This window comes from Methyloglobulus morosus KoM1, assembly GCF_000496735.2.
In the GTDB taxonomy this organism is placed as follows: domain Bacteria; phylum Pseudomonadota; class Gammaproteobacteria; order Methylococcales; family Methylomonadaceae; genus Methyloglobulus; species Methyloglobulus morosus.
In genome coordinates this window covers 1-26,401 of sequence record NZ_AYLO01000020.1, presented here as the reverse complement: position 1 = coordinate 26,401, position 26,401 = coordinate 1, and the positions used below count along the sequence as shown (strand labels likewise).

Genomic DNA, 26,401 nt, shown 5'->3' with positions numbered 1-26,401 from the left:
ACAGGCAATGAAAATGATGTGTTCTAAAAAAAATATCGCTATTCTCGGTGGTGGGCCTGCATCCAGTACATTAGCTATATTGTTGTGCCGACAAGGTTGTAAAGTGGTTATTTTTGCCCTGCCTGAGCGTTTGCCCATTTTAGTGGGGGAATCGTTAGTGCCTATGATTGTACCGATGTTGCAAGATCTGGGGGTTGAAGCGGAAGTGGCCACGTACAGCACTTACAAACCGGGTGCGTGCTTTACCTATAATGCCGATGAAGCCTTTGAGTTCCTGTTTGCCGACACGCCCAGCGACTTGCCATCTTATTCTTATAACGTGCCCAGGGTGCAATTCAACGCGACCTTATTGGCCGCTGCGCAACAGTTGGGAACTCATCTCATTGTCCGTAAGGTGCAGTTACAAAAGACAGAGGATATGGGGCGCATTACCTTGGATACAGAATCCATACAGGCAGCGGCAGGTTGCTGGGATGGGGATGAGCCCGACTTAATCGTTGATGCCGCAGGTCGTGCCAATTTAATTGGCAAGTTGCTTAATATTCCTATGCAAAAAGGCCCGCGCCAGGATGTGGCGTTATTCGCTCATGTAGACCAGACGAAGCTGGTCAATCCGGGTTATGTGCATAATGACCGGATAGATCAGGGCTGGTGTTGGCGTATTCCCTTGCCTGGTAGGGTGTCTTTTGGCTTTGTAGTACCGGAGGCTTATGCCTTGCAACATGGGGAAACGCCAGAGCAACAATATGACCAATTATTAAAAACTGATTCCGTCCTTAAACGGTTAGCTCCGGATGCACAGCGTGTTACCCCAGTGTTTCGCTTCAATAACTACCAGTCTATTTCGGATAAACTCTGCGGCGAAAACTGGGTCATGTTGGGCGATGCGGGTGGCTTTGTCGATCCGGTATTTTCCAGTGGCCTGTTGATTGCAATGGATAGCGCTTATAAATTGGCGGATACCGTTTTGCAAAATAAACCCTTGGCTGTTTACGAAGAAATCGCAAAACGGCACTTAAACGCCTGGTTTGAAATTGTCGGGTTTTATTACAATGGCCGTTTGATGGGCAGCATTAAAGCGGGCCGCACGATGCCCGACAATATCTTCACCCGTTGCTTGCTTGCCTGGGTTAGCGCACACGTCAGCCGAGTTTTTAGCGGTGCGGCGGCAAGTTATCCATTCAGCCTGAAATTGTTGCGTTATTTGGTAAGATACAGCTTGATTGGTCGAGATCCTGATATTTACAAAATAAAATAGTGAAACCAATCATGGCTAATGACATTACTGCATCGGAAATCGCAAACCAATTATGTGAATTCTTACGCAGCAATGTATTGGCGGGCGATGTTGTCGTGAATCCCGATACGGAATTGTCCCAATTGGGTGTAGATTCTTTTTCGCTAATGGAATTGGTGTTATTTATCGAACGCCGCTTCGGGTTGGAACTGCCCGCCGAAGCCCTTGTACCCGAGAATATGGCCAATGTCAGGGCGTTGAGCGCTTATTGTATAAGATTGCTAAATAAAGTGGGCGATGCCTGAACAAGTTAGCCAATTTCCTGACAGCCTAACGCTGAATGGTGCCGATTATTTCTTGTTGCAACTGGACAAGCTTATGTGGCGATCCAGTGGCAAACGCAATGTCAGTACCTTCGTCGTTTCGTTGCCGGAGCGGCTCCCGCTAAATGAGCTGCACAACCATTTAGCCAACCGCCCGGCTTATCAATGGCTTTGCCGATTACGCTTGAGGGAAGGATTGCCGTTTTGCCTTGCAAAATGGAAACTAGATGCCAGGGCAGAATTACCGATCATCGCAGAATACACCTTAGCAAAAGATGGCTCTCTGCCGGACAGGGTATTGTCGGCAAACTTGGACATTTGCCGCGGGTCGGCGTTTAAGATTGACTTATTGCATCAAGCGGGAGCTGGCTCAATCGTGGTGTTTACTTGGCATCATGCTTTGATGGATGCCCACGGAGGCGAGTTGTTTGTCCGTTATTTAGGGGCGGTCAATCTAATGAAGCGACCAATCTGGGTAGCGGATGAGGCCAGTAAGTTACCCCTCAAAATTCGCGCCCAAATTGCCTCTGAAATGAAGGAGTTTCTTTACAATGCTGCGCAACTGCCCTTGCTGTCGCTGTTTAAAGGAACGGTGCCTAAACCCTTGGCGCGTTACCGCGTCCTGGCTTTCACCCCCCAACAAAGCGTCGCCATCAACAACAGGGCTGGACAACTGAACGCCGGTTTTTTAGTCAGTGCCTTTTATCTGGCGGCGACGACAAATGCCGTAGCGCAGGTACAAAAACAACGCGATACCGATACTGGCGATATATTGGTGCCGATCCCCTTGGACTGCCGTAAGCGAGGAGCCCAAGACCCAGTGCTAGGCAATCAAGTCAGCTTTCTTTTTTATCGCATTCCAAATGCCGTCATAGGCGATGTATCGGCATGCACCAATGCATTGATCGAACAAATGAAGTCGCTGATGCGTGCTGAAAGCCCTAGCCATTACACCATTATGCTGGATTTTTTGCGGCGGATGCCGGGGTTTATCTATCGCCAGATGTTGAAATCGCCTACCGAGGGGTTAATGGCCAGTTTTTTCTATTCGGATACCGGGGATTCATTGCAGGATTTTGATGCCCTGTTCGGCCAGCAAGTCCTGGGGGCTATCCATTATCCACCCAATATGTATCCGCCGGGGATGACGTTCATATTCAGTCGCTTCCACGGCGCATTGCAAATAACATTGGGCTATATGGAGCAGGATGTCAATACAGCAGAGGTCGATCTGCTATTAAAATCCCTATGTAGCACGTTATTGGGTGATGAAGGCGGTTGAAGCCATGCACTGCGATGTCGCTGTAGTGGGAGCGGGTGCTGCCGGCATTGCGGCTGCGGTTGCGGCGACAAAAGCGGGAGCTGAGGTTATCATCGTGGAACGGCAGGGTTTCACAGGCGGTTTAGCCACGACTGCGATGGTAGGCACTATTTGCGGGCTTTATTATCGTAATCCGGCTGGGGCGCGTTATGCTGTGCAAGGCTTTGCCCGTGAATTCGCCGAATCCGTGCAAGCGAAAAGCCAAACCCAAATTACCCGGTTTGCCGAAGGTTTGCACTTTTTGCCTTACCGGCCCGCAATCTTCCATCAGGAAGCGGTACGGCGATTGCAACAGGCTGGGGTTCGCTTATTATTGCGAGGGCATGTTACGGGCGTACAGGTGGATGCAAGACAGGTACATGAGTTACGCATTCAAACACAGTCCCAGGTATTGAGTGTCTATCCAGGGGCAGTGGTTGATTGCAGTGGTACAGCCCAAGTTTCGATGCTGGCAGGCGTAGAAAGGATCAGGGAAGATAGCTACCAGGCGGGCGCATTTGTGTTCCAGGTTAGCGGCTTGCCCCCGATAGCGCCGGAATCTCTTGAATGGGAATTGATCCGCTGCATTAAGCGCGGCATCCAAATAGGCGGATTGGATCCATGCTGCGAAAGGGTGTCCATCGTCCCTGGCTCATGGGAGCAAGGCCGAGCGTTATTTAAACTGGGAATGTCCGTGCCTTTTGACGGCTCGATTGCTTGCCTAACCCAATATGAACTGGATGCACGAGAGCGCAGTGTCCGCATGATAGATTACCTCAACCGTAACGAGCCGTTGCTGGCGCACTTAAGCATCAGTGCAATGGCGACCGAAGTGGGTATCCGTACCGGTGAGCGTTCGCAAGGCATCGACATGTTAGGACAAAACCACGTCTTGTCATGTTCAAAGCCGGATGACGGCGTGGCTATTGGCACTTGGCCGATTGAATTCTGGGGTGCGCAACGAAAACCCGACATGCATTATTTCGCTTTGGATGATGGCTATTGGATCACGGCGGGAATGCTGGTATCCCGCCATCTTGATAACTTATTTTTTGCAGGGCGCGGGTTCTCGGCGACTGAATTGGCAATGGCATCTGCACGCGTGATAGGGACTTGTTTGGGGACAGGCTATGCAGCAGGCAGCTTGGCGGCCCAATTCAGTAACACAAGGGAATGGCAAACAGCCATTAAAACCATCCGCAGCCAACAAATTTTTGCAGAAGGGGCATAAATGGGTTCAGTCTATGATTTGCTCGAACAGGCTGCCCAAGCGTGGCCCGAACAAACGGCGCTAGTAGATGAGTACGGCCTTTTGAGCTACCGCGATTTGTACGTACAAATTGAATCCTTAAAAACAACATTGCTGCAAACGGGTATAGGCAAGGGGCTAGGCTTAGCGGTTATGGGGCGCAATGGTCGAGCTTTCGTTATGGCAATGTTGGCAGGCATGGGTTGCGGCGCAGTCGTCGTGCCGCTATCGCATCAATTAAAATCGGTGGAAATAACACAAATATTGTTCGATACAGGTGTCCAGGCAGTATTGGATGACCAATCGGGTGTCATTCCTGTTGATGGTCATCATGTATTGATGTCGTTAGCAACGCAAACATTACGTTTTACCTGGATTGATGCCGCAGCCAAGTTGGCGATTACACCGTTGCCTGATGCGGCGTTTATCCGTTACACCTCAGGCACAACGGGCAGAAGTAAAGGCGTTGTGCTGACGCACCGAAGTATTTTGGCGCGGGTTGAGTGTGCCAGTAAAGCATTACAATTGGATTGTAACGATGCGGTGTTGTGGATATTGCCGATGGCGTTTCATTTTTTGGTCAGTATCCTGGTTTATATCCGTGTCGGGGCGAAAATCATTGTCTGCAAGGATTTATTGGCAGCCACCTTGATTAAAGAGGCCAACGAACATCAGGCCACGATGCTGTATGCGGCACCGATGCATTTTCGGCTACTGGCGGCAGATGTATCGAACGAGCAAGTACCGACCCTTAAAACGGCCATTTCCACCTCGTCAGCCGTCCCTCTCCATATCGCAGAAATGTTCAGGCAACGCTTTAATGTTCCAGTCACCCAGGCTTACGGCATTATTGAAGCCGGATTGCCGTTACTGGATAGCCTTTCAGGGGAGACAGACCCGCGAAGCGTCGGTTTCCCAACGAATGGCTTTAGCCTAGCCTTGTTGGACGAAAATAACGCGCAGGTATCAGAGGGGCAGGTTGGACGGCTGGCTATCCGTGGCCCGGGACTGTTTGATGCTTACCTGAAACCTTGGCAAACTGCCGAGCAAGTCATGCAGGATGGCTGGTTTTTAACGGGCGACCTTGCGTGCCGTCAGGCTGATGGTCGGATATTTATTTGTGGTCGTGAAAAGACCATGATCAATGTTTCTGGCAACAAGGCTTTTCCTGAAGAAATAGAGTCGGTATTGATTGCCCATCCCGACATAGCCGCTTGCCATGTCTTCGGGGAAGCCCACCCATTACTGGGGGAAGTGGTGTGTGCCGATGTGGTGCTAAGGCATCAGGCAGAATGGGATGTCGAAGGAATCTTACAATTTTGTCGGGGACAATTGTCCACTTATAAAGTACCTCAGCGCATGAGGGTAGTTGTACAGATTACCCATACGGCAAGCGGTAAGGTTAAAAGAGGGACGCCAAATATTGATGGCACCACAGGTAAAATCAAGGGGTAACGGCATCGTTTACTTCGTCTTCAAGCGCTTTAATCGAGACCGTTATTCAATTGAGTTGATTTCACAAAGCAAGTTATACTCACACTTTTTTTGGCTAAGCCTACATTTTTCCTTTCAAAATGAAAAAGACGACACGAATAAAAGATAAGGGACATAGACCATGAGCGGGCAAAAAACCGTGATTATTATCGGTGCCGGGCCATCAGGAAGTATTGCTGGTGCATTATTGCAGAACAAGGGTTATCAGGCCGTTATTCTGGAGCGGGAGAAATTCCCACGCTTCAGCATTGGTGAAAGTTTATTGCCCCAGTGCATGGAATTCATTGAACAAGCGGGAATGTTACAGGCGGTCCATGATGCAGGCTTCCAGTTAAAGACCGGGGCGGATTTTATAGTCGGCGATAGGCGCTCAGAATTCTATTTTTCCGACAAGTTTAGCCCAGGTTTTGATACCACTTACCAAGTCCAACGCGCCTCCTTTGATGCCTTATTGGCTTCTGAAGCCCAACGTCAGGGCTGTGTTATTCATTGGCAACATCAAGTGACGGCGGCTGATTTTTCAGGCGCTAGGCCGATGTTGACCGTGACGGATGAGCAAGGTGCACGTTACCCGATAGACGCAGATTTTGTCCTAGATGCCAGCGGTTTTGGTCGGGTATTGCCACGGTTGTTAGACCTGGACAGGCCATCAAGCTTCCCGGTTCGGCAAGCCTTGTTTACCCATCTCGAAGACCGGATCGACGACGAGGGTTATGACCGCAATCAAATCCGTATTATCGTCCATCCCGACATGGCCGATGTTTGGTACTGGTTGATCCCGTTCGGTAATGGTCGATGTAGTTTGGGTGTCGTCGGTGAATCGGATATTTTCAATGCCATAGTGGGCGATCAGGCGCACGTATTCCATACCTTGGTGGCGCAAGAACCCTCTTTAAGGGCTTTGCTGCACAATGCCCAGTTCGACACAGCCATTAACGGCATTAAAGGTTATAGTGCCAATGTGAGCCAATTGTTTGGTCAAGGTTATGCTTTATTGGGCAACGCGGGTGAATTTTTAGACCCCGTCTTTTCCTCAGGTGTCACTATTGCCATGAAATCGGCCAGCTTGGCCGCAGATGTGCTTGATCGACAGTTTCAAGGCCAACCTGTAGATTGGCGGTGCGAGTTTGCCGAACCTTTGCAAAAAGGCGTTGACACGTTCCGTACCTATGTGACGGCATGGTACGAAGGTGGCTTGCAGGATGTGATTTTTTATAACCACCAACAGCCTAATATCAAAGCGATGATCTGCTCCATCCTGGCGGGTTATGTTTGGGATGAAAGCAACCCCTACGTTAAAAACTCACAAGCCCGATTAAAAACCTTAGTGGAATTGTGTCGCACGGGGGTATGATTGATCAAGTGTAACTATTCGTACGCAGGTTGAAGCAGACGCTACTGATAATAATTATGAAGCACAACAATCACTTGAAAGAGACCGACATTGGGTTGAGATTGTTTATTTGGTTGGGAATGGGCCAGTTTCTAATTGCCCTCATTTAAAATAAACCTTAAAAGCAATCTGTTAAATCTGTGCCGATCTGCGGCTAAATAATTACGATGAAGTTTTACCTGAACGATCTTGGCATTGTATCTGCCGTTGGCAGTTCCAAAGCGGAAATGCTCAAGCGGATTTTATCCGGCGACAGGACGGGTTTGACCGTTACTGAGGGGCTAGTTAGTGGAAATCCAGTCTATATCGGTGAGGTTAAAGCAAAATTACCGCTGATCGATAAAGCCTACAGCGTTTATGATTGCCGGAACAACCGGTTGTTATTGGCTGCACTCGACCAAATTAAGGAAACCGTCAATGACATGACCCGTCATTTTGGGGCAGACCGGATTGGAGTAGTTATCGGTACGAGTACCTCCGGACTTAAAAATACTGAATTGGCTTGGTCTGCAGTTGCCAGAACGGGCATTAAACCTGGACAGTTTCATTACAAGCAGCAGCAGATAAGCGCAGGGGCCGATTTTTTAGCCCATCACTTAGGGCTTAAAGGTCCCGCATTCGCCATTTCGACCGCCTGTTCATCCAGTGGCAGGGCTTTTGCTTCCGCAAGGCGGTTACTCGCATTGGATATGTGCGATGCGGTCATCGTTGGGGGTGCGGACAGCTTATGCCGTTTTACTGTGCAGGGATTTGCCGCATTGGAATCCATTTCGGCGGGTTTATGCAGGCCGTTTGGCTTGCATAGGGACGGCATAAACATAGCCGAGGCTGCCGCCTTATTTGTGATGAGCAAGAAGCCTGCCCCCGTGCAACTGGCTGGCATCGGTGCCAGCAGCGATGCCCACCATTTTTCCGCACCGGCACCTGACGGCAAAACCGTCATGAAAGCCATGAGCATGGCCTTACACGAAGCCGGGAAAGCAGCGGAAGCTATCGACTATATCAACATGCACGGCACGGCAACCCCGTTGAATGATGCCATGGAAAGCCGGAGCGTTTTCAATATTTTTCCAGGTACACTTGCAGCCAGTTCCACCAAGGGCATGACGGGGCATGCCTTAGGTGCGGCCGCCGCGATGGAACTGGGGATATGTTGGCTGCTGCTTACGGCGGACGACCCATCCGGTGAGTTGCCCCCCAATATAAATGGCGATGAATTGGATCCGAGTTTGCCCAAGCTCAATTACGTCAGCCCAGGGCAATATTTAGGGCGTAAAATCAACACCTGCCAAAGCAACTCCTTTGCCTTTGGCGGCAATAATATATCTATCGTTGTGTCTCGAGCATGAACGAGATTGCGGTTAATGAATTATTGGCACATGAAGGACGTATGATGTTATTGGATAAGATCATCAAATTTGATGACCAATCCATGGTTTCTGAAGTCGTTGTGCGTAACGATGGATTGTTTGGTGACGACCAGGGCGTTCCCGCTTTGGTCGGTATTGAGTATATGGCACAGACGGTTGCAGCGCATGGCAACATGATGGATAAATTAGCAGGGCGGCCTAGCCACCTGGGTTTTTTGTTGGGGACTCGTGCGTATTCTAGCAATGTCGACAGGTTTTCGATTGGGTCCGTATTGACAGTAACTGTCGAAAAAATAATACAAGAGCAAGGCCTGGGTGTGTTTAACTGTAAAATTACCGCGCCTGGCGTGTTGGCCGAGGCAAAGTTAAATGTTTATCAGCCAGACTCGGCGCATAATCGAGTGCTTGCCGAATAGCCGTTTGGATGTTGTATGATGAGTGAAACAGTATTGGTGACCGGTTCGAGCCGGGGTATCGGCAAGGCAATCGCTTTATATCTGGCTGGTAAAGGCTTTGATATTGTTGTGCATTGCCATAGCCGTCGAACTGATGCCGAATTAGTGGCAGAAGAGGTTAAGGCAATCGGTCAAGCCGCCCGTGTGTTGCAGTTCGACCTGTCCAACCGGGAGCAATGCGCCGAGTGCCTGACCCAAGATATTGAACGGCACGGTGCTTATTATGGCGTGGTTTGTAATGCCGGACTGACAGCGGACAATGCGTTCCCAGCAATGACAGACGGCGATTGGGACAAGGTATTGCATACGAACCTGGATGGCTTCTATAACGTCTTAAAACCCCTGGTTATGCCCATGATTCAACGGCGAAAACCTGGGCGTATCGTCACCTTGTCTTCCGTTTCCGGCTTGATGGGCAACCGAGGGCAAGTGAATTACAGTGCCGCTAAAGCCGGGATCATTGGAGCCACTAAGGCACTAGCGCTGGAATTGGCTAAACGCAATATCACCGTGAATTGTGTGGCCCCAGGCTTGATTGATACGGACATGGCGGAAGGATTACCGCTGGAGGAGATAAAAAAAGCGATTCCGCTAAGGCGTTTGGGGACAACCAGGGAAGTCGCCGCCGTCGTTGCATTTTTAATGTCTGACGATGCTGCTTATATTACCCGTCAGGTGATTTCAGTGAATGGTGGGCTGTGCTGATGAAACGCGTGGTGATAACCGGCATGGGTGCGATTACGCCCATAGGCAATAATTGGGTGAGTGTCTCTGAAAAATTAAAGGCCCAAACCTCAGGTATTCGTAAAATGGACGACTGGGGAAAATATAAAGGGCTCAATACCCAGTTGGCGGCCCCCGCAGACTTTTCAAGGCCGCTACATTACTCACGCAAGCAAGTGCGCGGCATGGGGCGGGTTGCAATGTTGGCAACTTATGCCACTGAACTCGCTTTGCAAGAGGCCGGATTGCTGGAAGACCCGGTATTGAAAAGCGGACGTGTAGGCATTGCTTACGGCAGTTCGTCCGGCGGCTTTGATGGCTTGATCGATTTCACTAAAATGTTGCTGAACTACGATAAGGGTAGCCTTGATGCCACCTCGTATATTCGTATGATGGGGCATACTTGCCCCGTCAATATTGGGCTGCATTTTGGCGTCACCGGACGGATAATACCCACGTCGAGTGCCTGTACCTCCAGTAGCCAAGCGATAGGTTATGCGTATGAAACCATTAAACACGGTATCCAGACCGTCATGATAGCCGGCGGCAGCGATGAATTATCACCTTCGCAACCTGCCATTTTTGATACCTTGTTTGCGACATCGCTGCGAAATGATGAGCCGCATCTTACCCCTCGCCCTTTCGATAAGGATCGTGACGGCTTGGTCATAGGCGAAGGCGGGGCGACCTTTATCCTGGAAGACAGGGACTATGCACTGGGTCGAGGTGCGCCTATTTATGCTGAAGTCGTTGGGTTTGGCACCAACTCCGATGGTTTGCATGTCACCAAGCCGGATTGCGACAGCATGCAGATTGCCATGAAATTAGCGCTCCAGGATGCCGCGCTGGAGGCCAAGGCAATCGGCTATGTCAGCGCACATGGCACGGCAACTGAACTAGGGGATATTGCCGAAAGCCACGCGACGGCGGCGGTTTTGGGACAGGACACACCCATTAGCGCAATGAAAAGCTATACTGGGCATACCTTAGGGGCATGCGGTTCGATTGAGGCTTGGGCGGCGATAAACATGATGAATGAAGGCTGGTTTCACCCCACCATTAATTTGGATGGCCTAGACCCTCGATGTGCCGAACTCGACTATATTAGGCATGCCGTTCGACTGCTGGAATGTGAATATATCATGAGCAATAATTTTGCTTTTGGCGGCATCAATACATCGCTTATTTTTAAACGGTGCCCTTCGTAGGCGCGCACTATGACTGTACCTAAAGATTTCCGTCATTATTCAGCCGCAGATTGAAAGAGATCACCCTTGACACGGAAATGCTTATGTTGTCGGAAACAGGTCAATGTTTAGCCGTCATCGTTTATAATAAACGACATAAACAACCTGTTAGTTCTGGGATGATCTGTGGCTGAGTTTTATTAATTTCCCGCTTGCCTGTTAAAGTGGATTCGGTTGCCTAAACCATAACAAAACCATAACGACTTAATTTTCCAGCACTATTCACCGTAGTAGCTTTTGGGACAAGGTTTAAAACATGACGATTCCTTACACACACCCTAAAAAATTTAGCTTATTGCTCAGTGTCGTGCTGGCAAGCTGTACGGGAACCCGGCAATTGGCCGTTGATTACCCTACCGCCGAAAGCAATGACCAAAAATCTGGGCAATCAACCAGGACACGGTCGTTTCAGGCATTGCCCAGTTTTCATTCGATTGATGGCGACGATTATTATGTGCGCCTGATTTCCGAGTTTGATTTCAAAGGCGACAATGTCTTAAAAAACGGCTGCGACAGCATAACGCCGTCATTCAATAAGAGCGACCTGTCTTCTGCGCTGATTTTCAATGTCAGCAACAGCATCCTCAAATTTAAGAACGAAGCCGTCGGTTACTCTTACCAAGCGACCACTGGGAAATGCAATTTTAAGTTTGATGCCAAAAAACAAAACCTGACACCTTGGATGCGATTGGATTCCGGCAAGGAAACCGAAGTTGATTACAGCGTTTACTCCAGTGCCAATAGTGATGTCGATGTCGCGGGGCTGGTCAATAAGGCCACAGCAGCCAGTAGTTTATTGGCGTTTACTGGCGTGGGCATGGGGGTTGCCGTGTTGGGGCAATTTGCCGGCCAATGGTTTAACCACAATCAACAAAATCAGGCCGCTCCAGTAGTGCCAACGCCGTCAGCCAACCATAGCACTGAATCACACTCGTTGCCTGCGTTTGTCAGGTACACAGATAAAGACGGTACGCTCAATGAAAATCTCTTCAAGGTCTATGCGGTTGCCGAAGGCGGCATCAATATCCTGAGTTCTGACACCAAACCCTTAGGTGAGCTAAGGATTTATCCAGAGTTGACGTCGTCCTTGCTGCTTAAGACGAAAGCGAATGGCATACCCGATGCGCGCGACCTCTCCCTGGTAGAAATCGGCCAATCACCGATGAAATCGGCAACTGGGGACATCAATTTGCAGAAGCTTATTGAACAATCCAAACACCCGGAAAAACCCAATTTAAAACCTGATTGGAATAACTACGAAGACGTACAAAGCAATTGCCGCAAACTGAAAATAGTGATGAAAGACCTGGGCTTCAACAAATTTGACCGCAATGCCTATATTTTTTACTTTCTGTCCAACAATAACGATTGGAAAAACTATAACATCACGGCACAAAAAATACAGGGCAACAACATTAACGTGAAGACATTGCAAAGTTACCGCAACAAAAACTTTGATAATTGCCTAACCGCTGATGATTATGTCGCCATGAAGGCCATGGGATTGGCGGTCAATACGGAATCTGACTGGGTGCAGATGGATGATTCCAGCCAGAAACAAGAACAATTCTTTATGCCGCTTAAATCGATAGAACGCCAATTGCTGGCTGTGCTTAGAAACTCCAACAAGGTAGAAATGGAAAGCCAGATCTATCCTTTGTTGAGCACGGCCACAAAAGGTGACGGTACGGTGCGGCTGCAAAATCATTTGGGTGATTTCGGCCTGGAAAAACTGTTGCAACCTGCACCCATGCCAGCTCAGGTAACAACTACGCCAGTCGTTACCCCATCAACCGCTACTGTCCAAAGTGCGCCTCCTGTAGCAACAGCAAAAGCACCAGAAACGGCATCCCCGTTACCCACTATTCCGGGTGAGGGCTTGATAATCACTGCTCACCAACTGGTGCAGGTTTTTTCAGGTTTAGTATTCAACGAATTGAGTTGTGCGCGTATTATCCCTGAGCAAATCAACAAACCGACCGGGAACATCGGTATCCTGTTATTCACTACTAAAGAAGGGAGTCCGCGTTCTAAAGGCGGGGCGATGGAATTTGAATTCTCCGCTGGAAAGATAAGCCGCATTGCTTTTCAGTCGCCTGCCTACCGCGATTATGAACAGGATGTTATCGATCATCCCGAACTGGGGGGTTGCCGGATTGATTCTGCGTTCTTGGCAAAACTACATTAGAAAGGAGAAAAGTTTGTAAGTAACCGCTAAGTTGCGGAAGCCTGAATTGAGTTTCTCAACCCAAGCAAGCAGGTAAAATTTAGGTGCGTATCGTCAGAACACAAACGGGACGAAGCGTTTGCTTGTTTTGATATACTCGATATAGTCCGTACCGAAGTGATGTTTGCACTCCTCTTCTTCACGTAGAGCGGTAAAAAAGAGTGCGATGCTGGCTCCGCCAACTAACACGGTGCTGGATATTGAAATATCTTTTAAGAAGGCACCCCAGGCGAGGAAGAGTAAGGCGGCATACATAGGATGCCGGATGTAGCGATAAGCTCCCGTCGTCACTAAGGCCGACGTTCTTTCGAAAGGGAATAGTTCCGGTTCGCGGCGATCTTCGTTGGGTTGGCCAATGCTGAACAGCAGGTGGATCGCATGCAGTGCAAGGAGGATGGAGATTATTAGCAGTGACCACGAGGCAATCTGAAGCGGCGAGCTGGGGTTTTTCGTCCACATCGGTAAATTGAGCAGTATTAAGACCAGCATACATTCCCACGCAAAAAATCGGTAAAAACCATGCGAAATGGGTTTGAGCAGTGAAGACCAAGAGACCCATACAAAAAATGCCGTAGCCCCAAAGAAGATAATCAACTCGTTCATATCAGCTTACGTGCCTTTGTCGACTAAGACGGGTCATTAACAATTTCCCCCCATGCCAATGTGCAGAAATTTCTTTGTCAGCGTAGATCGCGTCGATGAAAAATGAAACCCAGACATACCCTATTTGTAATTGCAAACAACCGCGTTTTTTTACCACGAATAAGCTTTCGCGACAATAAAATTGCGAATCTCCTTTCAAACGATAACTGATATGGAACCTGTTTCATGACCGGCGACTAAGCACAAATGCAGTCAGTTTACAGGGCATCAAACCAATTGATTGGTGGCCGGGTCAGGATCAGAAGAAAAAATGGCATCACTGATTTAAGGGTTCATACGAGGTTGTTTATCCTGGCGCAAAATAGCGCGATCAATTTTTTCGGACAAGTTTCTGACCGCATGTTCAGTTACCTTTGCATGATTGCCTTTTAAATCGACAATCAACTCGACGACCCTGCTGGCCGTTCCTACGTTAATGACATCAGCAATTAAAGAGGATTCCAAGAAGCTTGGCTTGCTGTGTTGCCCGACAATAATCCAATCAGCGCCAAATTTTTTCCCCAGCTTGGCGGCTTCATCGTGGAAGCGAAACAGGTAGCCGAAACCGGCATTGGCCGACTGTTGTTCATCATGGCCAATATGAATGACCTCGTAGTTAGCTTTCTGGCTCATAGCTTGTTCTAGCAAGGGTTTTAACGATCCGGTTCGGGTCAACTCATCCTGGGTATTCGGTAGGGAAGTCAAGTCGTTAAGTTCAAAATCCAAAATGGCGATCCGTATTCCCGCTTTAGCGTTAGCGCAATATCCTAAAAATAGTAAGCATAAATTCAAAATAAATAGGTTCAACTGAGTGCGGTTCATAGTCTTTATTCCACGGCAATTATTTATCGGCTTCATGCAAAGCGATAAGGTCTTGCATCGTAATTGCCCCAATAAGGTTTTGCTGGTCGTCGAGTAGTTCATAAAGCATACCTTCATTACTATTGCCACGAATGCTGAAAAAAACCACCGCACCTTCATCGCCGCCGCATTCTCGATGCGGGTCCGGATTGGCAGGACTGGAGGTATAACTGCCAACTGGGCGAACTTCCTTCAAATCGCCATTCGGTTCATAAAGACGATGCTCACCTTGAATGACCAGCGTTTTGTTAAGCACTTTGTGCCGATGTAAGACTATCGGTTGGTGGGGTTCAAACTTAAAAATGACATCGGCAATATTGTTTTCCCTGTCGATATCAAGAATGGAATAAACGAAATGTTCAAAATCACCCAGTTTGTGCCACTGGATATTGCGATCATCAAAACGGTAAGCGGTCATTAGGGTTTTCTCCGTATTTAGGAATGATTGTCTCTATACGGTTTAAGCATAACAACTGGATCAAAACGAGTAATCGGATATCTGCCCGAGATCAACGGGCAATTTGCCCGACAAAGCGAAGAAGGCTTTCTTCTACCGATATTGCCGCATAGAATGCAAGTAATTACGAACTCGCACAATAGTCGAACACAGAGTTGCCCCGTGAACCTGAAAGCCCATTTACTCCTACAAATCGTCTTGGTCGCTACTGTCTGCTTAATGGCAACGGCCGCTTATGTGTTGTTTCAGAATAATCGGCAGGTCAAGCAAGAAGCGGCAATGACGCTTGATTCGATAGGCAAATATTTGGAAATCCAACTTTTACGTATCGATGCCAACCTGCAAGACTTACGACATTTTCCTGATTTTGAACTCTGGAAGCAGACCCATGCCGCCTCTGGAGTCTGCTTCCGTTACGTTTCGGCTAATCGCGAGGCAACTTACGGCCTTTGCCAAGGCGAAGACCCATCTATCAAACGCTGGCCGGTCATATTTGAAAAGCTCTATCGAAGGATTTTTAATTCGGGTATTGAGCTAACTCGAACACTGTCATTTAAGGGACAAAGCTATGGCACTATCACTGTCATTCCCAGTGCAGAAATTGAATTGGCGAGGGCTTGGGACGGCCTGACCGGATTGTTAGGGCTTTCTGCCAGTACGGCCATCGCCGTTTGTTTGTTGGTATATTTATCGATTTACCGTGCATTACACCCCGTTCAAGTGATCGTAGACAATCTGGAAAAAATGCAAACTGCCGACTCTGCGACAGTTTTGCCACCGTTTAAGTTGATCGAATGGCAACTTATCGGCGCGGCCATCAATGACTTTGCCGCCACGCAAAAACGGCTGCTTTCCGAGCGTAAAAAACTGGTTTTGCAGCTCATGTTGGTGCAAGAAGAGGAGCGCCGTTATTTGGCGCGGGAGCTGCACGATGAATTCGGCCAATGCCTGTCGGCAATTAATGCCCTCTCGTCATCTATTGTGCAAACCGCAAAAACGGATTGCCCGCAACTCGTACCGGAAACCGAAAGTATCGCCAAGATCAACCGTCGTGTTATGGAAACAGTACGGACACTGCTTATGCGCCTGCGCCCAGCAGAGCTTGATGAATTGGGGCTAGCAGCCAGCTTGGACACGATGATTTCGGAGTGGAATAACCAATACGCTGGGCAAGTTTATTGTCAGCTTATTATTGAGGGCGACTTCCAATTGCTATCAGGCCCACTTCCCATCACCTTGTATCGTATTGTCCAAGAAGGGCTGACGAATATCGCCAAGCATTCCCGCGCAACACAGGTGGTGGTGGCCTTAATACTCGCTGGGCAAGCAATCACCCTGACAATTGAAGACAACGGCATAATGGTCGTATTACCGTTGGCGGAAAATAAGGGCATAGGGCTATTAGGCATTCGTGAACGGGTAAACGGATTGGGGGGGCAGCTTGACTTGGCCGCACGCAAGGGCGGTGGGCTGATAGTTAAGGTAATCCTGCCTATGCAGATAACAAGCGAGATATAAATCATGGTGACTGGCAAGATTTCCATCCTATTAGTGGATGACCATGCCATTGTCCGGGAAGGTTATCGGGCATTGTTGAAGAAACAGCCGGATTTAGAGGTAATCGCCGAAGCAATCGACGGCAACCAAGCCTATCAGCAATATAAATTGCACACGCCGGATGTTACTATCATGGACCTGTCCTTGCCTGGGCAAAGCGGCGTAGAAACGATAGCACGGATCAAACAGCGGAATCCGCGGGCAAAAATCCTGGTGTTCACCATGCACCAGAATCCCCGCTTCGCCGCGCAAGCCATCAATGCGGGTGCGTTGGGTTATGTGACCAAAAGCAGCCCACCTGAAGTGTTGTTAAATGCCATTCATGACGTGTATTCCGGTCGCCGCACGTTAAGCCCGGACATCGCCCAGGCACTCGCTTTAGAAAAAACGGGCCACGAAACGGCGGCGCTGGAAAGCTTGACGTCCCGCGAATTTGAAATATTACGCCTGCTGGCAGAAGGAAAATCTAAGGAAGAAATAGCGCAAACATTGAGTATCAGCGCCAAGACGGTTTCAAATTGCTATTACCTTGTAAAAAGCAAGATCGGCGTGAATAGCGATATAGGACTGGTGCATTGGGCGATTAAAATGCGCTTAATCGATATTTATAGGCTCAAATAGCAACAAGCATAGCCTCAGCAATAAATGGTCCGAAGATGGGTGTGGTCCTGTGGTCACAAATTGCCTAATACATCTTTAGCCCAGGTGATGCCCTTATAATAGGCATCACTAATCAATAATTGGTCCAGATTTTTGAAATGCATGCCAGAATGGTTCCAGCGTTCATAATTGATAACGCATTCGAGGGCTTCTCCGGCTAGCCCTTGTTTGTCCAGGATCGCGGATTTTATGTCGCTCGCCAATGGAAGTTGTTGCATTGCTTCTTCCAAAGGGATGTCAAGAATGGTGTCCAGGCTGGATAGGATACCAACCAGGAAAAAATGGTCGGGTTTTTCACCAATCAGCCTGCCAAGCTCTTCGCACATTTTTCCTCGGATCAGCGCACCCTGTAATGATACTTCGGGTTTATCGGACAGGGTGGCCAGCGTGAGAATGTTCGACCAGCGCCTGACTTCTTTAAGCCCTAAATAGGAAATGGCACGTTGTATCGACTCCATTTTGCTGGGCAAGGTAAAAAAAGCGGAATTTATGTAATGCAGCAGCTTGTAGCTGAGGCCGACATCTTGGGATATGGCTTTGCTCAGGTCTGCAAATTCGACATCGGGATTGTTGATGACAGTAAGCAGCCTCATGGCGGCGGTTTGGTTCACACCCAAGCGTTTACCGGCAACCAAATTGGGCTTGTGGAAAAAATAGCCTTGAAAATAATTGCAGCCCGCCTCCTTCAAGTACTGGAACTCTTCGCGAGTCTCCACTTTTTCCGCAAGCAACTGAATATTGAAAGGTTTGAGATCCTTAATGACTTCCCGGGTTTTTGCTTCCCCCATGGCCATAACGTCCAGCTTGATGATGTTTGCAAACTCTAAAAGCGGATACCATTCATCTGAAAAAACAAAGTCATCCAATGCAATGGTGTAGCCTTGTTGGGAAAATTCCCTTAAGTTATTGGTGACGGTAAGATCGATTTCGACGTTTTCTAAGACCTCAATAACCACCCGGTCGCTAGGCAGGTTTAACGGTGTTTTTTCCAGGATGTTCTGGGTCGTAAAGTTAATGAAAGCCTTATGGGGGCCGACAAGGCTGTTCAACCCCATTTCCAGGATGGAATCGGTGATGATTTGATTGGTCGCAAGGGTTGCGCCGTCTTTATCCGTCAGGTCAAAATCTTTGCCGCGGAACAAAAGTTCATAGGCAAAAATATTCAGATCTTTGTCAAAAATTTGCTGCCGCCCGATAAGAAATTCTGCCATTGAGGTTGTTTAGAGTCGTTGGAGTGGTAATGTACTGGTCTAAAATTGACCAGAAGTTTAGTCGTAAAGATTACTATACAAAGCGGGATACGTCGACCCGACTGAAATTATCCCATTTTTTAGCCCATAAATAGAGCTTGCTGGAGCATTTGAATAAAAGCGAAGGTTATTGAAAATAAAAAGAAGGATATTTGATAAAAAACAGGGCGCTAAGATGTAAAAAATACCCGTAAATTAAGGCATTGAGGACGGTCGCGCTAAATTTAACAATGAAATATTTTTTATGGTAATTGAACTTATGTAAGATAATTTGTCATTAACGTGTAATGAAGAAATCTAAAAACGTACCGTCTTCATCTTTGGTCTTTAGTGAAATTTAAACAATTTAGGTAGTTACTTATGAAAATACAAAAATTAAAATTCTTATTGGTGGTTATTGGCATGTTGTCCGCCGCTTCCGCCAGTGCAACCACCTGCCTGGGTTCAAATGCTACCAGAATGGGTACGCCGGGGGATGATTTCATACTTGGAACTTCAGGTAATGACGTTATTGATGGTCAAGGGGGGAATGACATCATTTTCGGACGGGGCGGCGATGATAAAATCTGCGGCGGCGAAGGGAATGATTCCATCAGGGGCGGGCCAGGTAACGACTTAATCAGCGGCGGCAGTGGCGACGATAGCCTTGAAGGTAATTCAGGTGATGACAAACTAAAAGGCGACAGTGGTGATGACAGCATCGGCGGCGGCGGTGGAAAAGATAGGGTTTCGGGTGGCGACGGAGACGATCAAATCCATGGCGATGGCAATGACGATACCTTACTTGGCGATTCCGGTTCAGATTCCATCATCGGTGGCGGCGGAAAAGACAGGATATCCGGTGGCGATGATAATGACATTCTTTCCGGCAGTGGCGGCGATGATGTCATCAGGGGTGATTCTGGCGATGACAGCATTCATGGCGGTGGCGGGCACGATGATGTCAGCGGTGGTATAGGCGACGATAACTGTACGGTAGCAAGCAACAGTAGCAGTCATCATTCTGGCTGCGAAGTAGAAGTTGAAGACCACCACAAAAACAATCCTAATCACCCATAATTTAGTAATTTAATTAACTCTTCAAATCGCCACAAGTGGATAGGGATGCCGCTTGTGGTTGATGGTTGCTAATAACATCAATACATTAGGCCTGGATTCTATCGAAGAAGCCGGGCCTAACGGCTTCAAAAAAAGTCAGGCGGCATCGCTAAAATCGTAAATCAAAAATTTCTGTAACTCCTGATTTTATCTATGTTGCGTCAACAGTTCCCCCTGTTTTGCAGGGCGTAGTGAAACAACTTGGCAAGAGGCTTCTCCATCCACTTTGAAAGAAGTGTATGGAGAAGCCTCCTGCTTCCTATGTTTAGCTTGGCGGCGGTATTCGGTTTTGTCATCAAAAACCTGTGCCTTATTGAATTGGTGGGCGAATTTCGCCACCGGATTTTGGTTCGGTGCTTCTTCTATTTTATTCATATTTTTACGTTTTTTCATTGTTTACCCTTTATAATTAACCATTAGGGATTGTCTTGGGGCAATCAGTTATTACAGCGGATATTAGAGTGTAAAACGCTTGTGAAATTCAACTTAGATTTTGATGTGATTGTGGTCGGCGGAGGCCACGCCGGAACCGAAGCCGCGTTGGCATCGGCGCGGTGTGGTGCAAAAACGCTTTTGCTTACCCAGAATATTGAAACCCTAGGGCAGATGAGCTGCAATCCGGCTGTGGGCGGAATTGGCAAGGGGCATTTGGTTAAGGAGATTGATGCCCTAGGCGGTATTATGGCGCAAGCGATTGATCTGGCCGGCATCCAGTTCCGCACCCTCAATGCGAGCAAGGGCCCTGCGGTTAGGGCGACCCGTGCCCAAGCGGATCGCAGCTTATATAAAAAAGCCGTCAGAAGCGTGCTGGAAAACCAAGCTAATTTGTCCTTATTCCAACAAACCGTTGCCGATTTGATAGTTGAAGGCGACAAAGTGGTCGGCGTTAAAACCCAGATGGGACTGGATTTTATGGCCAGGGCTGTCGTACTGACCACGGGGACTTTCCTTGGCGGCAAGATCCATATCGGTTTGGAAAATTACAGTGGCGGACGTGCGGGCGATCCCGCTTCGATTGCTTTGGCTGACCGTTTGCGCGAGTTGCCGTTTCGGATTGACCGATTGAAAACCGGCACGCCGCCGCGCATTGATGGGCGTACGATCAATTTCGATAAGTTGGCGGTTCAGCATGGGGACGATCCAATTCCAGTCTTTTCATTTCTAGGCAAACGGGAACAGCACCCCAAGCAAATCCCTTGCCATATCACCCGCACGAACCCAAAAACCCATGATATTATCCGCGCAGGCCTAGACCGTTCGCCCTTATATTCCGGTGTGATTGAAGGTATTGGGCCGCGTTATTGCCCGTCGATTGAAGACAAGATCGTGCGTTTTGCCGACCGCGACACGCACCAGATTTTTGTTGAGCCGGAAGGTCTGGATACCCATGAAATCTACCCGAACGGCATTTCCACCAGCTTGCCGTTCGATGTGCAGTACGACTTTGTTCGCTCGATGGAAGGCTTTGAAAATGCCGAAATCGTACGCCCAGGCTATGCCATCGAATATGATTTTTTCGATCCCCGCGATTTGAAGATGTCGCTGGAAACCAAACACATGAACGGCCTGTTCTTTGCCGGACAAATTAACGGTACGACGGGTTACGAAGAAGCCGCCGCACAAGGGCTGATAGCGGGACTGAATGCGGCGCGCCTGGTGCAAGGGCAGGAAAGTTGGTGTCCAAAGCGCAATGAAGCCTACATGGGTGTAATGATCGACGACTTGATTACCCGCGGCACACAAGAACCGTACCGCATGTTCACCAGTCGTGCGGAATACCGTTTGCTGTTGAGGGAAGACAATGCCGATCTCCGCTTGACGGAAAAAGGCCGTGAATTAGGTTTGGTTAACGACACCCGTTGGACAGCCTTTGAAAACAAAAGGGAAGCAATAGCCAATCTCCAGGACGGCCTGAAAAGGCTTTGGATCAGGGCGGAAAGCCCGGAAGCGGAGTTGGCCGAACAGTTTTGGGGCAAGCCTTTATTGAAAGAGGCCAGCTTGATGGAATTGTTGCGCCGACCCGAAGTCGATGTCCAGCGCTTATTGCATTTTTATGAAGGTGACGATGTAATCTCCGAACAAGTCGGCGAACAGGTCGAAATCCAAGCGAAATATGCCGGTTACATCGTCCGCCAGCAAACCGACATCGACAAGACCTTGCGCTATGACCACCTGCGGCTTCCCGACAGCCTGGATTATAATGGCGTACCTGGGCTGTCGAATGAAGTCAGCCAAAAACTCAAGGCGCAGCGCCCGGAGACGTTGGGGCAGGCATCACGAATACCGGGGATGACCCCCGCCGCCATTTCCTTGTTGTTGGTTTACCTCAAGAAGAAAAGTGCTTAAGAAATATTTGAATGTCTTGATTTTATTCGACCTGCTCGGGACTTGCCACGAACGGATTCAACAACTTAGCGTTCGTTTTGAGCTTGTCGAAGGACGAGTCCAGGGATTTATTAATGGATGAGTGCCGCCTTATCCTTGTTGAAGGCATTACAGCACTCAACCTGACGGTTGACGAGCAAAAAATTGATCAATTGCTGGCTTTTATAAAGCTTATTGAAAAATGGAATAAAGCCTATAACCTTACGGCAATAACAAAACGGCACGACATGGTCAGGCTGCATTTACTGGACAGCCTGACGGTTATCCCTTATCTTGAAGGCGAACGGATTATCGACATCGGCACAGGTGCAGGTTTGCCGGGCATACCGCTGGCTATCTGGTTGCCGAATATTTCATTCACCTTATTGGATAGCAATGCCAAAAAAACCCGTTTTGTGCAGCAGGTCGTACTGGAACTAAAACTCGCCAATGTCGACATACAGCATAGCCGGACGGAAGACTATCAACCGCAGCAACCATTCGGCACGGCATTGACCAGGGCTTTTGCGGAATTAGCCGATATTATTGCAATAACCCGACATTTGCTGGCAAAGAACGGCCTGTTATTGGCTATGAAAGGTCATTGTCCAGAACAGGAATTGGCAAAAGTCAAGTCATCAACCTCCGTGATTCCGGTGCGAATTCCGGGCGTTGAAGCGGAGCGGAACCTGGTTCTGATAAAACCTTAATGCCTGCCGCCTTCCTATACACGTAGCGGAGGATACGGCAGCGGCATTTTAATTTGAAGGAGGGGAAACATGAACGATTCTGATCGTATCCAATACCTGCGTATTGCATTGATTGTCGTTGGGCTTATCTTTATATTCGGGTTATGGACGCTTACCGTAATCTGGCCTTCGGGCTGGTCTTGGCACACAGGAGGCCGTTCCGAATATCTCGAAATGATCTTGGGCATTTATGCGACACTGGGTGTGTTCTTGATATGGGCATCGCGTAATCCAATGATGCACCTAAGCCTTATATGGTTCACAGTCTGGTCGAGCATAGTGCATGCAGTCATTATGGCAGTTGAGTCCATAGCCAATACTCAGCATATTGGGCATTTATGGGGTGATGTCGCGGCGTTGCTTATGGTGGCTGCGGCCTTGGCGGCATTAACCCCACGTCAACATCGATGCCTTACAGAACCGTTAACCGATAAAGATAAGACTAACCATTAAGGTAAAAGAGTGGGAAAAGTAATTGCCTTAACGAATCAAAAAGGTGGCGTTGGAAAAACCACGACTACCGTCAACCTTGCTGCGGCATTGGCGGCTGCCAAAAAGCGCGTGTTGGTGGTCGATCTCGATCCCCAGGGCAATGCGGCTATCGGTTGCGGTGTCGATAAGGAGAAAGTCACCTACACCAGCTTCGATATTTTGATGAAGGAAATACTCGCCACCGAGGCCATCATTAAACTGCCCGAACTGGGGTTTTCAGTGATACCGGGCAATTCCGATCTCACTGCCGCTGAGATACGGTTGTTAAAAGAGGAACGCCGTGAGCGGCGATTGGAAGATGGGCTAGTTTTGATTAAGCCCTATTACGATTACATCCTGGTCGATTGCCCGCCATCCTTAAACATGCTGACGTTGAATGCCCTGGTCGCTGCCGATAGCGTGTTGATCCCCATGCAGTGCGAGTATTACGCGCTGGAAGGCTTGACCGCCTTGATGGGTACTATCAAGAATATTCAGGAAACCGTCAACCCTGGCTTGCATATTGAGGGCATACTCCGCACCATGTTCGATGATCGCAGTCGCTTGACCAAAGACGTATCCGAGCAGTTGGTTCAATATTTTGGCGATAAGGTCTATAGGACCTGCATTCCCCGAAACATTCGGCTGGCAGAAGCACCCAGCCATGGCTTGCCTGTGTTGTTTTATGATAAGGCTTCGCGGGGTTCATTGGCTTATATTACCTTAGCGGGGGAAATGTTAAGGAAGGAAAGCAACAAAAAAGGGTCGTGACAGCAATCGCTTAACCACTTAAACTGAAAGCCTATTTGAGCCAATTGAGAAGGTAATAAGTTTCATGAAACGAGGACGAGGACTAGGTCGAGGATTAGACGCCCTGCTGGGCGATGTTGCGGCTGCAAAAGAAAGCTCCAGCCCATCGCATACGTTGCCCATTGAACACCTGCAACGGGGCAAGTTCCAGCCCAGGAAGGACATGAATCCCGAAAAATTGCAGGAATTGGCGGATTCCATCAAGGCGCAAGGGATTATCCAACCCATTGTTGTCCGCAAGCTAGCCCAGGACAAATACGAAATCGTCGCCGGAGAACGCCGTTGGCGCGCCGCCCAACTGGCAGGATTGCAGCAGGTGCCTGTCGTCGTCAAAGACATCGACGACCGCGCCACCATGGCGATTGCGCTGATCGAAAACATCCAACGGCAAGACCTCAACCCCCTGGAAGAAGCCGAAGCATTACGGCGGCTGCTCGACGAATTCACCATGACCCACCAGCAAATCGCTGATGCCGTCGGCAAGTCGCGCGTGACCGTAACCAATTTGCTGCGCTTGATGGACTTGCAACCCGAAGTCAAAAAACTGCTGATTGCAGGTCAACTGGAAATGGGTCACGCACGGGCATTGCTTTCCTTGGATGCCGCCAAACAAGTTGCCGCCGCCCAAAAAATCGCCAGGGAAGGATTGACGGTGAGGATGGCGGAAAAGCTCGTCAAAGATGCCCAAACCGAACCCAAACCGCAAAAAACCAAAGCCATCGACCACGACACCCTACGCCTGCAAAACGAACTGACCGCAAAACTAGGCGCTAAAGTCGTTATTGATCACAAAGACAACGGCGCGGGTAAGCTGGTGATTGCTTATTCCAGTTTGGAAGAATTGGATGGGATTTTGGAGCAGATAAGGTAAAGACCAGCATTGTTAGGAAAGCAAGTTGGAAAGAGATATGAATCCTAATATCGGGGGTAAACGTAATATTTGTTAATGTTTCTTACTTGATATATCTCTATTTCCCGCTATGCGTAGGCCAGTCATTCATAATGCGTCCACATCCTCAACACTTTTACCGCTTGTTCTGTTTCCAACACCTGATAAACCAAACGGTGTTGGATGTTTATCCGTCTTGAGTATGCGCCGCTTAAATCACCCACGAGCTTTTCGTAGGGTGGCGGTGTTTGGTAGGGATTGTTTTGTAGGATTGCTAGCAATTCTTTGGCTTTTTCCTTAAGCCCTGCTGCGGCTAGTTTTTTCGCATCCTTTTCAGCTTGCTTGGTGAAGTAAAGCAGCCACATTACCAATCGAGTTCTTGCTGGCAATTTTCCAGTTCTGTTGCCATGCCTACACGTATGGATTCGCCCATACTAGGCACAGACAATAAGTAGAGGGTTTCGTTTATGGCATTCCAGTCAGATTCGGCAAGCAAGACGGCATTATGGCGTTTGCCTGTTATGACGATGGGTTTATGGGTTTCAGCCGTTTCATCTATTAAGCTATACAGCTTGGAACGTGCTTCGGTAACATTCAGACTAGCCATAGGTGTGCCTTATTAAAAAGCTTAGCGTACGCATTAGCGTACGCCGAGTCAAGGATTAATCTTGTGTTATCTTGTGTATCAATCTAATTTTTTGGCTTTGATAAAAGTCAATTTAGCTTCAGTTTTTTATGAAAATCAAATCCCAAACGCCATGCCCCAACCGCAAACCGCGCTGTTCAAATTTGGTTAACGGACGGTAGGCGGGCCTTTCGCAATAAGTGTCGGTAAGGCTGGCATTAGTCAACCTGTTATCTGCCGATAGCACTTCCAGCATGGCTTTCGCGTAATGTTCCCAGTCGGTGGCGGCGTGAAAATAGCCGCCGGATTGCAACTTAAGTGCCAGCAACTCGACAAAGCTAGATTGCACGATGCGGCGTTTATGGTGTTTCCTTTTGTGCCAGGGATCGGGGAAAAACAGGTGGACTGCCGCCAAACTGTTATCCGCCACGTTATTCGTCAAAATTTCAATGGCATCGTGGCAGTAAACCCTGACGTTGTGCAGGCCTTGCTCCTCCAACCGCATCAGCAAATGCCCAACACCAGGGCGGTGTACTTCAATGCCGAGGTAATCCTTATCGGGGTTGGCGGCGGCCAGTTGCGCCAAGCAGTCGCCATTGCCAAAGCCGATTTCTACGCATAAGGGCGCGAGGCGGCCAAAAACCTGGATAGTATCCAATGGGTTATCCGGGGTCAGGCAGTATTTGTCCCAATGATGTTCCAAGGCGAATTCCTGGCCTTGGGTAATGCGGCCTTGGCGACGGATGAAGCTGCGGATTTTTCGGGTTGGGAGTTGTTCGGGCATTAAGTACATAAGGTAGGGTGCATTTTATGCACCATGAGGTCTTGATTTTGATTGGTGATATTATAATGGCTCAATCGGCCATGTCACCTAACCTTATTTAGACGTACGGAATGCGCCAGTAGATTGGTTATTGTTTATGCCAACCTGAAATTTGGATAGGATTCTT

27 protein-coding genes are annotated in these 26,401 nt (G+C 48.5%); 19 read left to right on the top strand and 8 right to left on the bottom strand.

Annotated elements, in window-relative coordinates:
• The first annotated feature begins 13 nt into the window (after positions 1–13).
• From MGMO_RS03175 to MGMO_RS03125, 11 genes are all read left to right on the top strand, one after another.
• The gene (locus MGMO_RS03175) at positions 14–1,258 is read left to right on the top strand and encodes an NAD(P)/FAD-dependent oxidoreductase (protein WP_023493584.1); all 1,245 of its coding nucleotides are present in this window, start codon (positions 14–16) and stop codon (positions 1,256–1,258) included.
• Between the two features lie 11 nt (positions 1,259–1,269).
• Complete coding sequence (locus MGMO_RS03170) at positions 1,270–1,542, top strand: acyl carrier protein (protein ID WP_023493583.1); 273 nt, start codon at positions 1,270–1,272, stop codon at positions 1,540–1,542.
• Positions 1,535–2,842 (top strand): hypothetical protein, encoded by a 1,308-nt coding sequence (locus MGMO_RS03165; RefSeq protein ID WP_023493582.1) that lies wholly within the window; start codon positions 1,535–1,537, stop codon positions 2,840–2,842. Before MGMO_RS03170 ends, MGMO_RS03165 begins: the two co-directional genes overlap by 8 nt.
• On the top strand, positions 2,829–4,091 hold the full coding sequence (locus MGMO_RS03160; protein WP_036306671.1) for an FAD-dependent oxidoreductase: 1,263 nt from the start codon (positions 2,829–2,831) through the stop codon (positions 4,089–4,091). The genes MGMO_RS03165 and MGMO_RS03160 overlap by 14 nt, the downstream gene beginning before the upstream one ends.
• Positions 4,092–5,564, top strand: coding sequence for a class I adenylate-forming enzyme family protein (locus MGMO_RS03155; protein ID WP_023493580.1), 1,473 nt, complete (start codon positions 4,092–4,094; stop codon positions 5,562–5,564). It abuts the gene before it with no gap.
• 160 nt (positions 5,565–5,724) lie between these two features.
• On the top strand, positions 5,725–6,957 hold the full coding sequence (locus MGMO_RS03150) for an NAD(P)/FAD-dependent oxidoreductase (RefSeq protein WP_023493579.1): 1,233 nt from the start codon (positions 5,725–5,727) through the stop codon (positions 6,955–6,957).
• A gap of 206 nt (positions 6,958–7,163) precedes the next feature.
• A complete protein-coding gene (locus MGMO_RS03145) occupies positions 7,164–8,345 on the top strand; it encodes a beta-ketoacyl-ACP synthase (protein ID WP_023493578.1) in 1,182 nt (393 codons plus the stop codon).
• The gene (locus tag MGMO_RS03140) at positions 8,342–8,782 is read left to right on the top strand and encodes an ApeP family dehydratase (protein ID WP_023493577.1); all 441 of its coding nucleotides are present in this window, start codon (positions 8,342–8,344) and stop codon (positions 8,780–8,782) included. The genes MGMO_RS03145 and MGMO_RS03140 overlap by 4 nt, the downstream gene beginning before the upstream one ends.
• Positions 8,783–8,800: 18 nt before the next feature.
• Positions 8,801–9,526, top strand: coding sequence for a 3-oxoacyl-ACP reductase FabG (gene fabG / locus MGMO_RS03135; protein ID WP_036306669.1), 726 nt, complete (start codon positions 8,801–8,803; stop codon positions 9,524–9,526).
• On the top strand, positions 9,526–10,752 hold the full coding sequence (locus MGMO_RS03130) for a beta-ketoacyl-ACP synthase (RefSeq protein ID WP_023493575.1): 1,227 nt from the start codon (positions 9,526–9,528) through the stop codon (positions 10,750–10,752). The genes fabG and MGMO_RS03130 overlap by 1 nt, the downstream gene beginning before the upstream one ends.
• 295 nt (positions 10,753–11,047) lie before the next feature.
• The gene (locus MGMO_RS03125; protein ID WP_023493574.1) at positions 11,048–12,979 is read left to right on the top strand and encodes a hypothetical protein; all 1,932 of its coding nucleotides are present in this window, start codon (positions 11,048–11,050) and stop codon (positions 12,977–12,979) included.
• A 93-nt stretch (positions 12,980–13,072) separates the two neighbouring features.
• Here MGMO_RS03125 and MGMO_RS03120 read toward each other — a convergent pair whose 3' ends face one another.
• The 3 genes from MGMO_RS03120 to MGMO_RS03110 all read right to left on the bottom strand — a co-directional run bounded on the left by MGMO_RS03120 (position 13,073) and on the right by MGMO_RS03110 (position 14,939).
• Complete coding sequence (locus tag MGMO_RS03120) at positions 13,073–13,621, bottom strand: methyltransferase family protein (protein ID WP_023493573.1); 549 nt, start codon at positions 13,619–13,621, stop codon at positions 13,073–13,075.
• Between the two features lie 324 nt (positions 13,622–13,945).
• Positions 13,946–14,482, bottom strand: a complete 537-nt coding sequence (locus tag MGMO_RS03115; protein WP_023493572.1) for a DUF2380 domain-containing protein — start codon at positions 14,480–14,482, stop codon at positions 13,946–13,948.
• A 19-nt stretch (positions 14,483–14,501) separates the two neighbouring features.
• Positions 14,502–14,939: a hypothetical protein gene (locus tag MGMO_RS03110; RefSeq protein ID WP_023493571.1), complete on the bottom strand. Its 438-nt coding sequence runs from the start codon at positions 14,937–14,939 to the stop codon at positions 14,502–14,504.
• 201 nt (positions 14,940–15,140) lie between these two features.
• Between MGMO_RS03110 and MGMO_RS03105 the strand changes: the two genes are divergently transcribed.
• Both MGMO_RS03105 and MGMO_RS03100 read left to right on the top strand, forming a co-directional pair.
• On the top strand, positions 15,141–16,496 hold the full coding sequence (locus tag MGMO_RS03105) for a histidine kinase (protein ID WP_023493570.1): 1,356 nt from the start codon (positions 15,141–15,143) through the stop codon (positions 16,494–16,496).
• A gap of 3 nt (positions 16,497–16,499) precedes the next feature.
• Complete coding sequence (locus tag MGMO_RS03100; RefSeq protein WP_023493569.1) at positions 16,500–17,156, top strand: response regulator; 657 nt, start codon at positions 16,500–16,502, stop codon at positions 17,154–17,156.
• A gap of 53 nt (positions 17,157–17,209) precedes the next feature.
• Here the strand turns inward: MGMO_RS03100 and MGMO_RS03095 are convergent, their stop codons facing one another.
• A complete protein-coding gene (locus MGMO_RS03095; protein WP_023493568.1) occupies positions 17,210–18,406 on the bottom strand; it encodes an EAL and HDOD domain-containing protein in 1,197 nt (398 codons plus the stop codon).
• A 399-nt stretch (positions 18,407–18,805) separates the two neighbouring features.
• On the opposite strand from MGMO_RS03095, the gene MGMO_RS03090 reads away from it, so the two are divergent.
• Complete coding sequence (locus MGMO_RS03090) at positions 18,806–19,504, top strand: calcium-binding protein (RefSeq protein WP_023493567.1); 699 nt, start codon at positions 18,806–18,808, stop codon at positions 19,502–19,504.
• Between the two features lie 186 nt (positions 19,505–19,690).
• Here MGMO_RS03090 and MGMO_RS03085 read toward each other — a convergent pair whose 3' ends face one another.
• On the bottom strand, positions 19,691–19,936 hold the full coding sequence (locus tag MGMO_RS03085; RefSeq protein WP_023493566.1) for a DUF7230 family protein: 246 nt from the start codon (positions 19,934–19,936) through the stop codon (positions 19,691–19,693).
• A gap of 81 nt (positions 19,937–20,017) precedes the next feature.
• On the opposite strand from MGMO_RS03085, the gene mnmG reads away from it, so the two are divergent.
• From mnmG to MGMO_RS03060, 5 genes are all read left to right on the top strand, one after another.
• Positions 20,018–21,889, top strand: coding sequence for a tRNA uridine-5-carboxymethylaminomethyl(34) synthesis enzyme MnmG (mnmG, locus tag MGMO_RS03080; RefSeq protein WP_023493565.1), 1,872 nt, complete (start codon positions 20,018–20,020; stop codon positions 21,887–21,889).
• A gap of 113 nt (positions 21,890–22,002) precedes the next feature.
• Positions 22,003–22,617: a 16S rRNA (guanine(527)-N(7))-methyltransferase RsmG gene (gene rsmG / locus MGMO_RS03075; RefSeq protein WP_023493564.1), complete on the top strand. Its 615-nt coding sequence runs from the start codon at positions 22,003–22,005 to the stop codon at positions 22,615–22,617.
• A 69-nt stretch (positions 22,618–22,686) separates the two neighbouring features.
• Entirely contained in the window at positions 22,687–23,109 is a 423-nt protein-coding gene (locus MGMO_RS03070; protein WP_023493563.1) for a DUF6632 domain-containing protein, read from the top strand.
• Between the two features lie 9 nt (positions 23,110–23,118).
• A complete protein-coding gene (locus tag MGMO_RS03065) occupies positions 23,119–23,898 on the top strand; it encodes a ParA family protein (RefSeq protein ID WP_023493562.1) in 780 nt (259 codons plus the stop codon).
• A 64-nt stretch (positions 23,899–23,962) separates the two neighbouring features.
• Positions 23,963–24,808, top strand: coding sequence for a ParB/RepB/Spo0J family partition protein (locus tag MGMO_RS03060; protein WP_023493561.1), 846 nt, complete (start codon positions 23,963–23,965; stop codon positions 24,806–24,808).
• A gap of 122 nt (positions 24,809–24,930) precedes the next feature.
• Here MGMO_RS03060 and MGMO_RS03055 read toward each other — a convergent pair whose 3' ends face one another.
• The 3 genes from MGMO_RS03055 to trmB all read right to left on the bottom strand — a co-directional run bounded on the left by MGMO_RS03055 (position 24,931) and on the right by trmB (position 26,235).
• Positions 24,931–25,215, bottom strand: coding sequence for a Txe/YoeB family addiction module toxin (locus MGMO_RS03055; protein ID WP_235557217.1), 285 nt, complete (start codon positions 25,213–25,215; stop codon positions 24,931–24,933).
• Entirely contained in the window at positions 25,191–25,433 is a 243-nt protein-coding gene (locus MGMO_RS03050; RefSeq protein ID WP_023493559.1) for a type II toxin-antitoxin system Phd/YefM family antitoxin, read from the bottom strand. The genes MGMO_RS03055 and MGMO_RS03050 overlap by 25 nt, the downstream gene beginning before the upstream one ends.
• Positions 25,434–25,551: 118 nt before the next feature.
• A complete protein-coding gene (gene trmB, locus MGMO_RS03045) occupies positions 25,552–26,235 on the bottom strand; it encodes a tRNA (guanosine(46)-N7)-methyltransferase TrmB (protein WP_036306666.1) in 684 nt (227 codons plus the stop codon).
• Positions 26,236–26,401 lie beyond the last annotated feature (166 nt).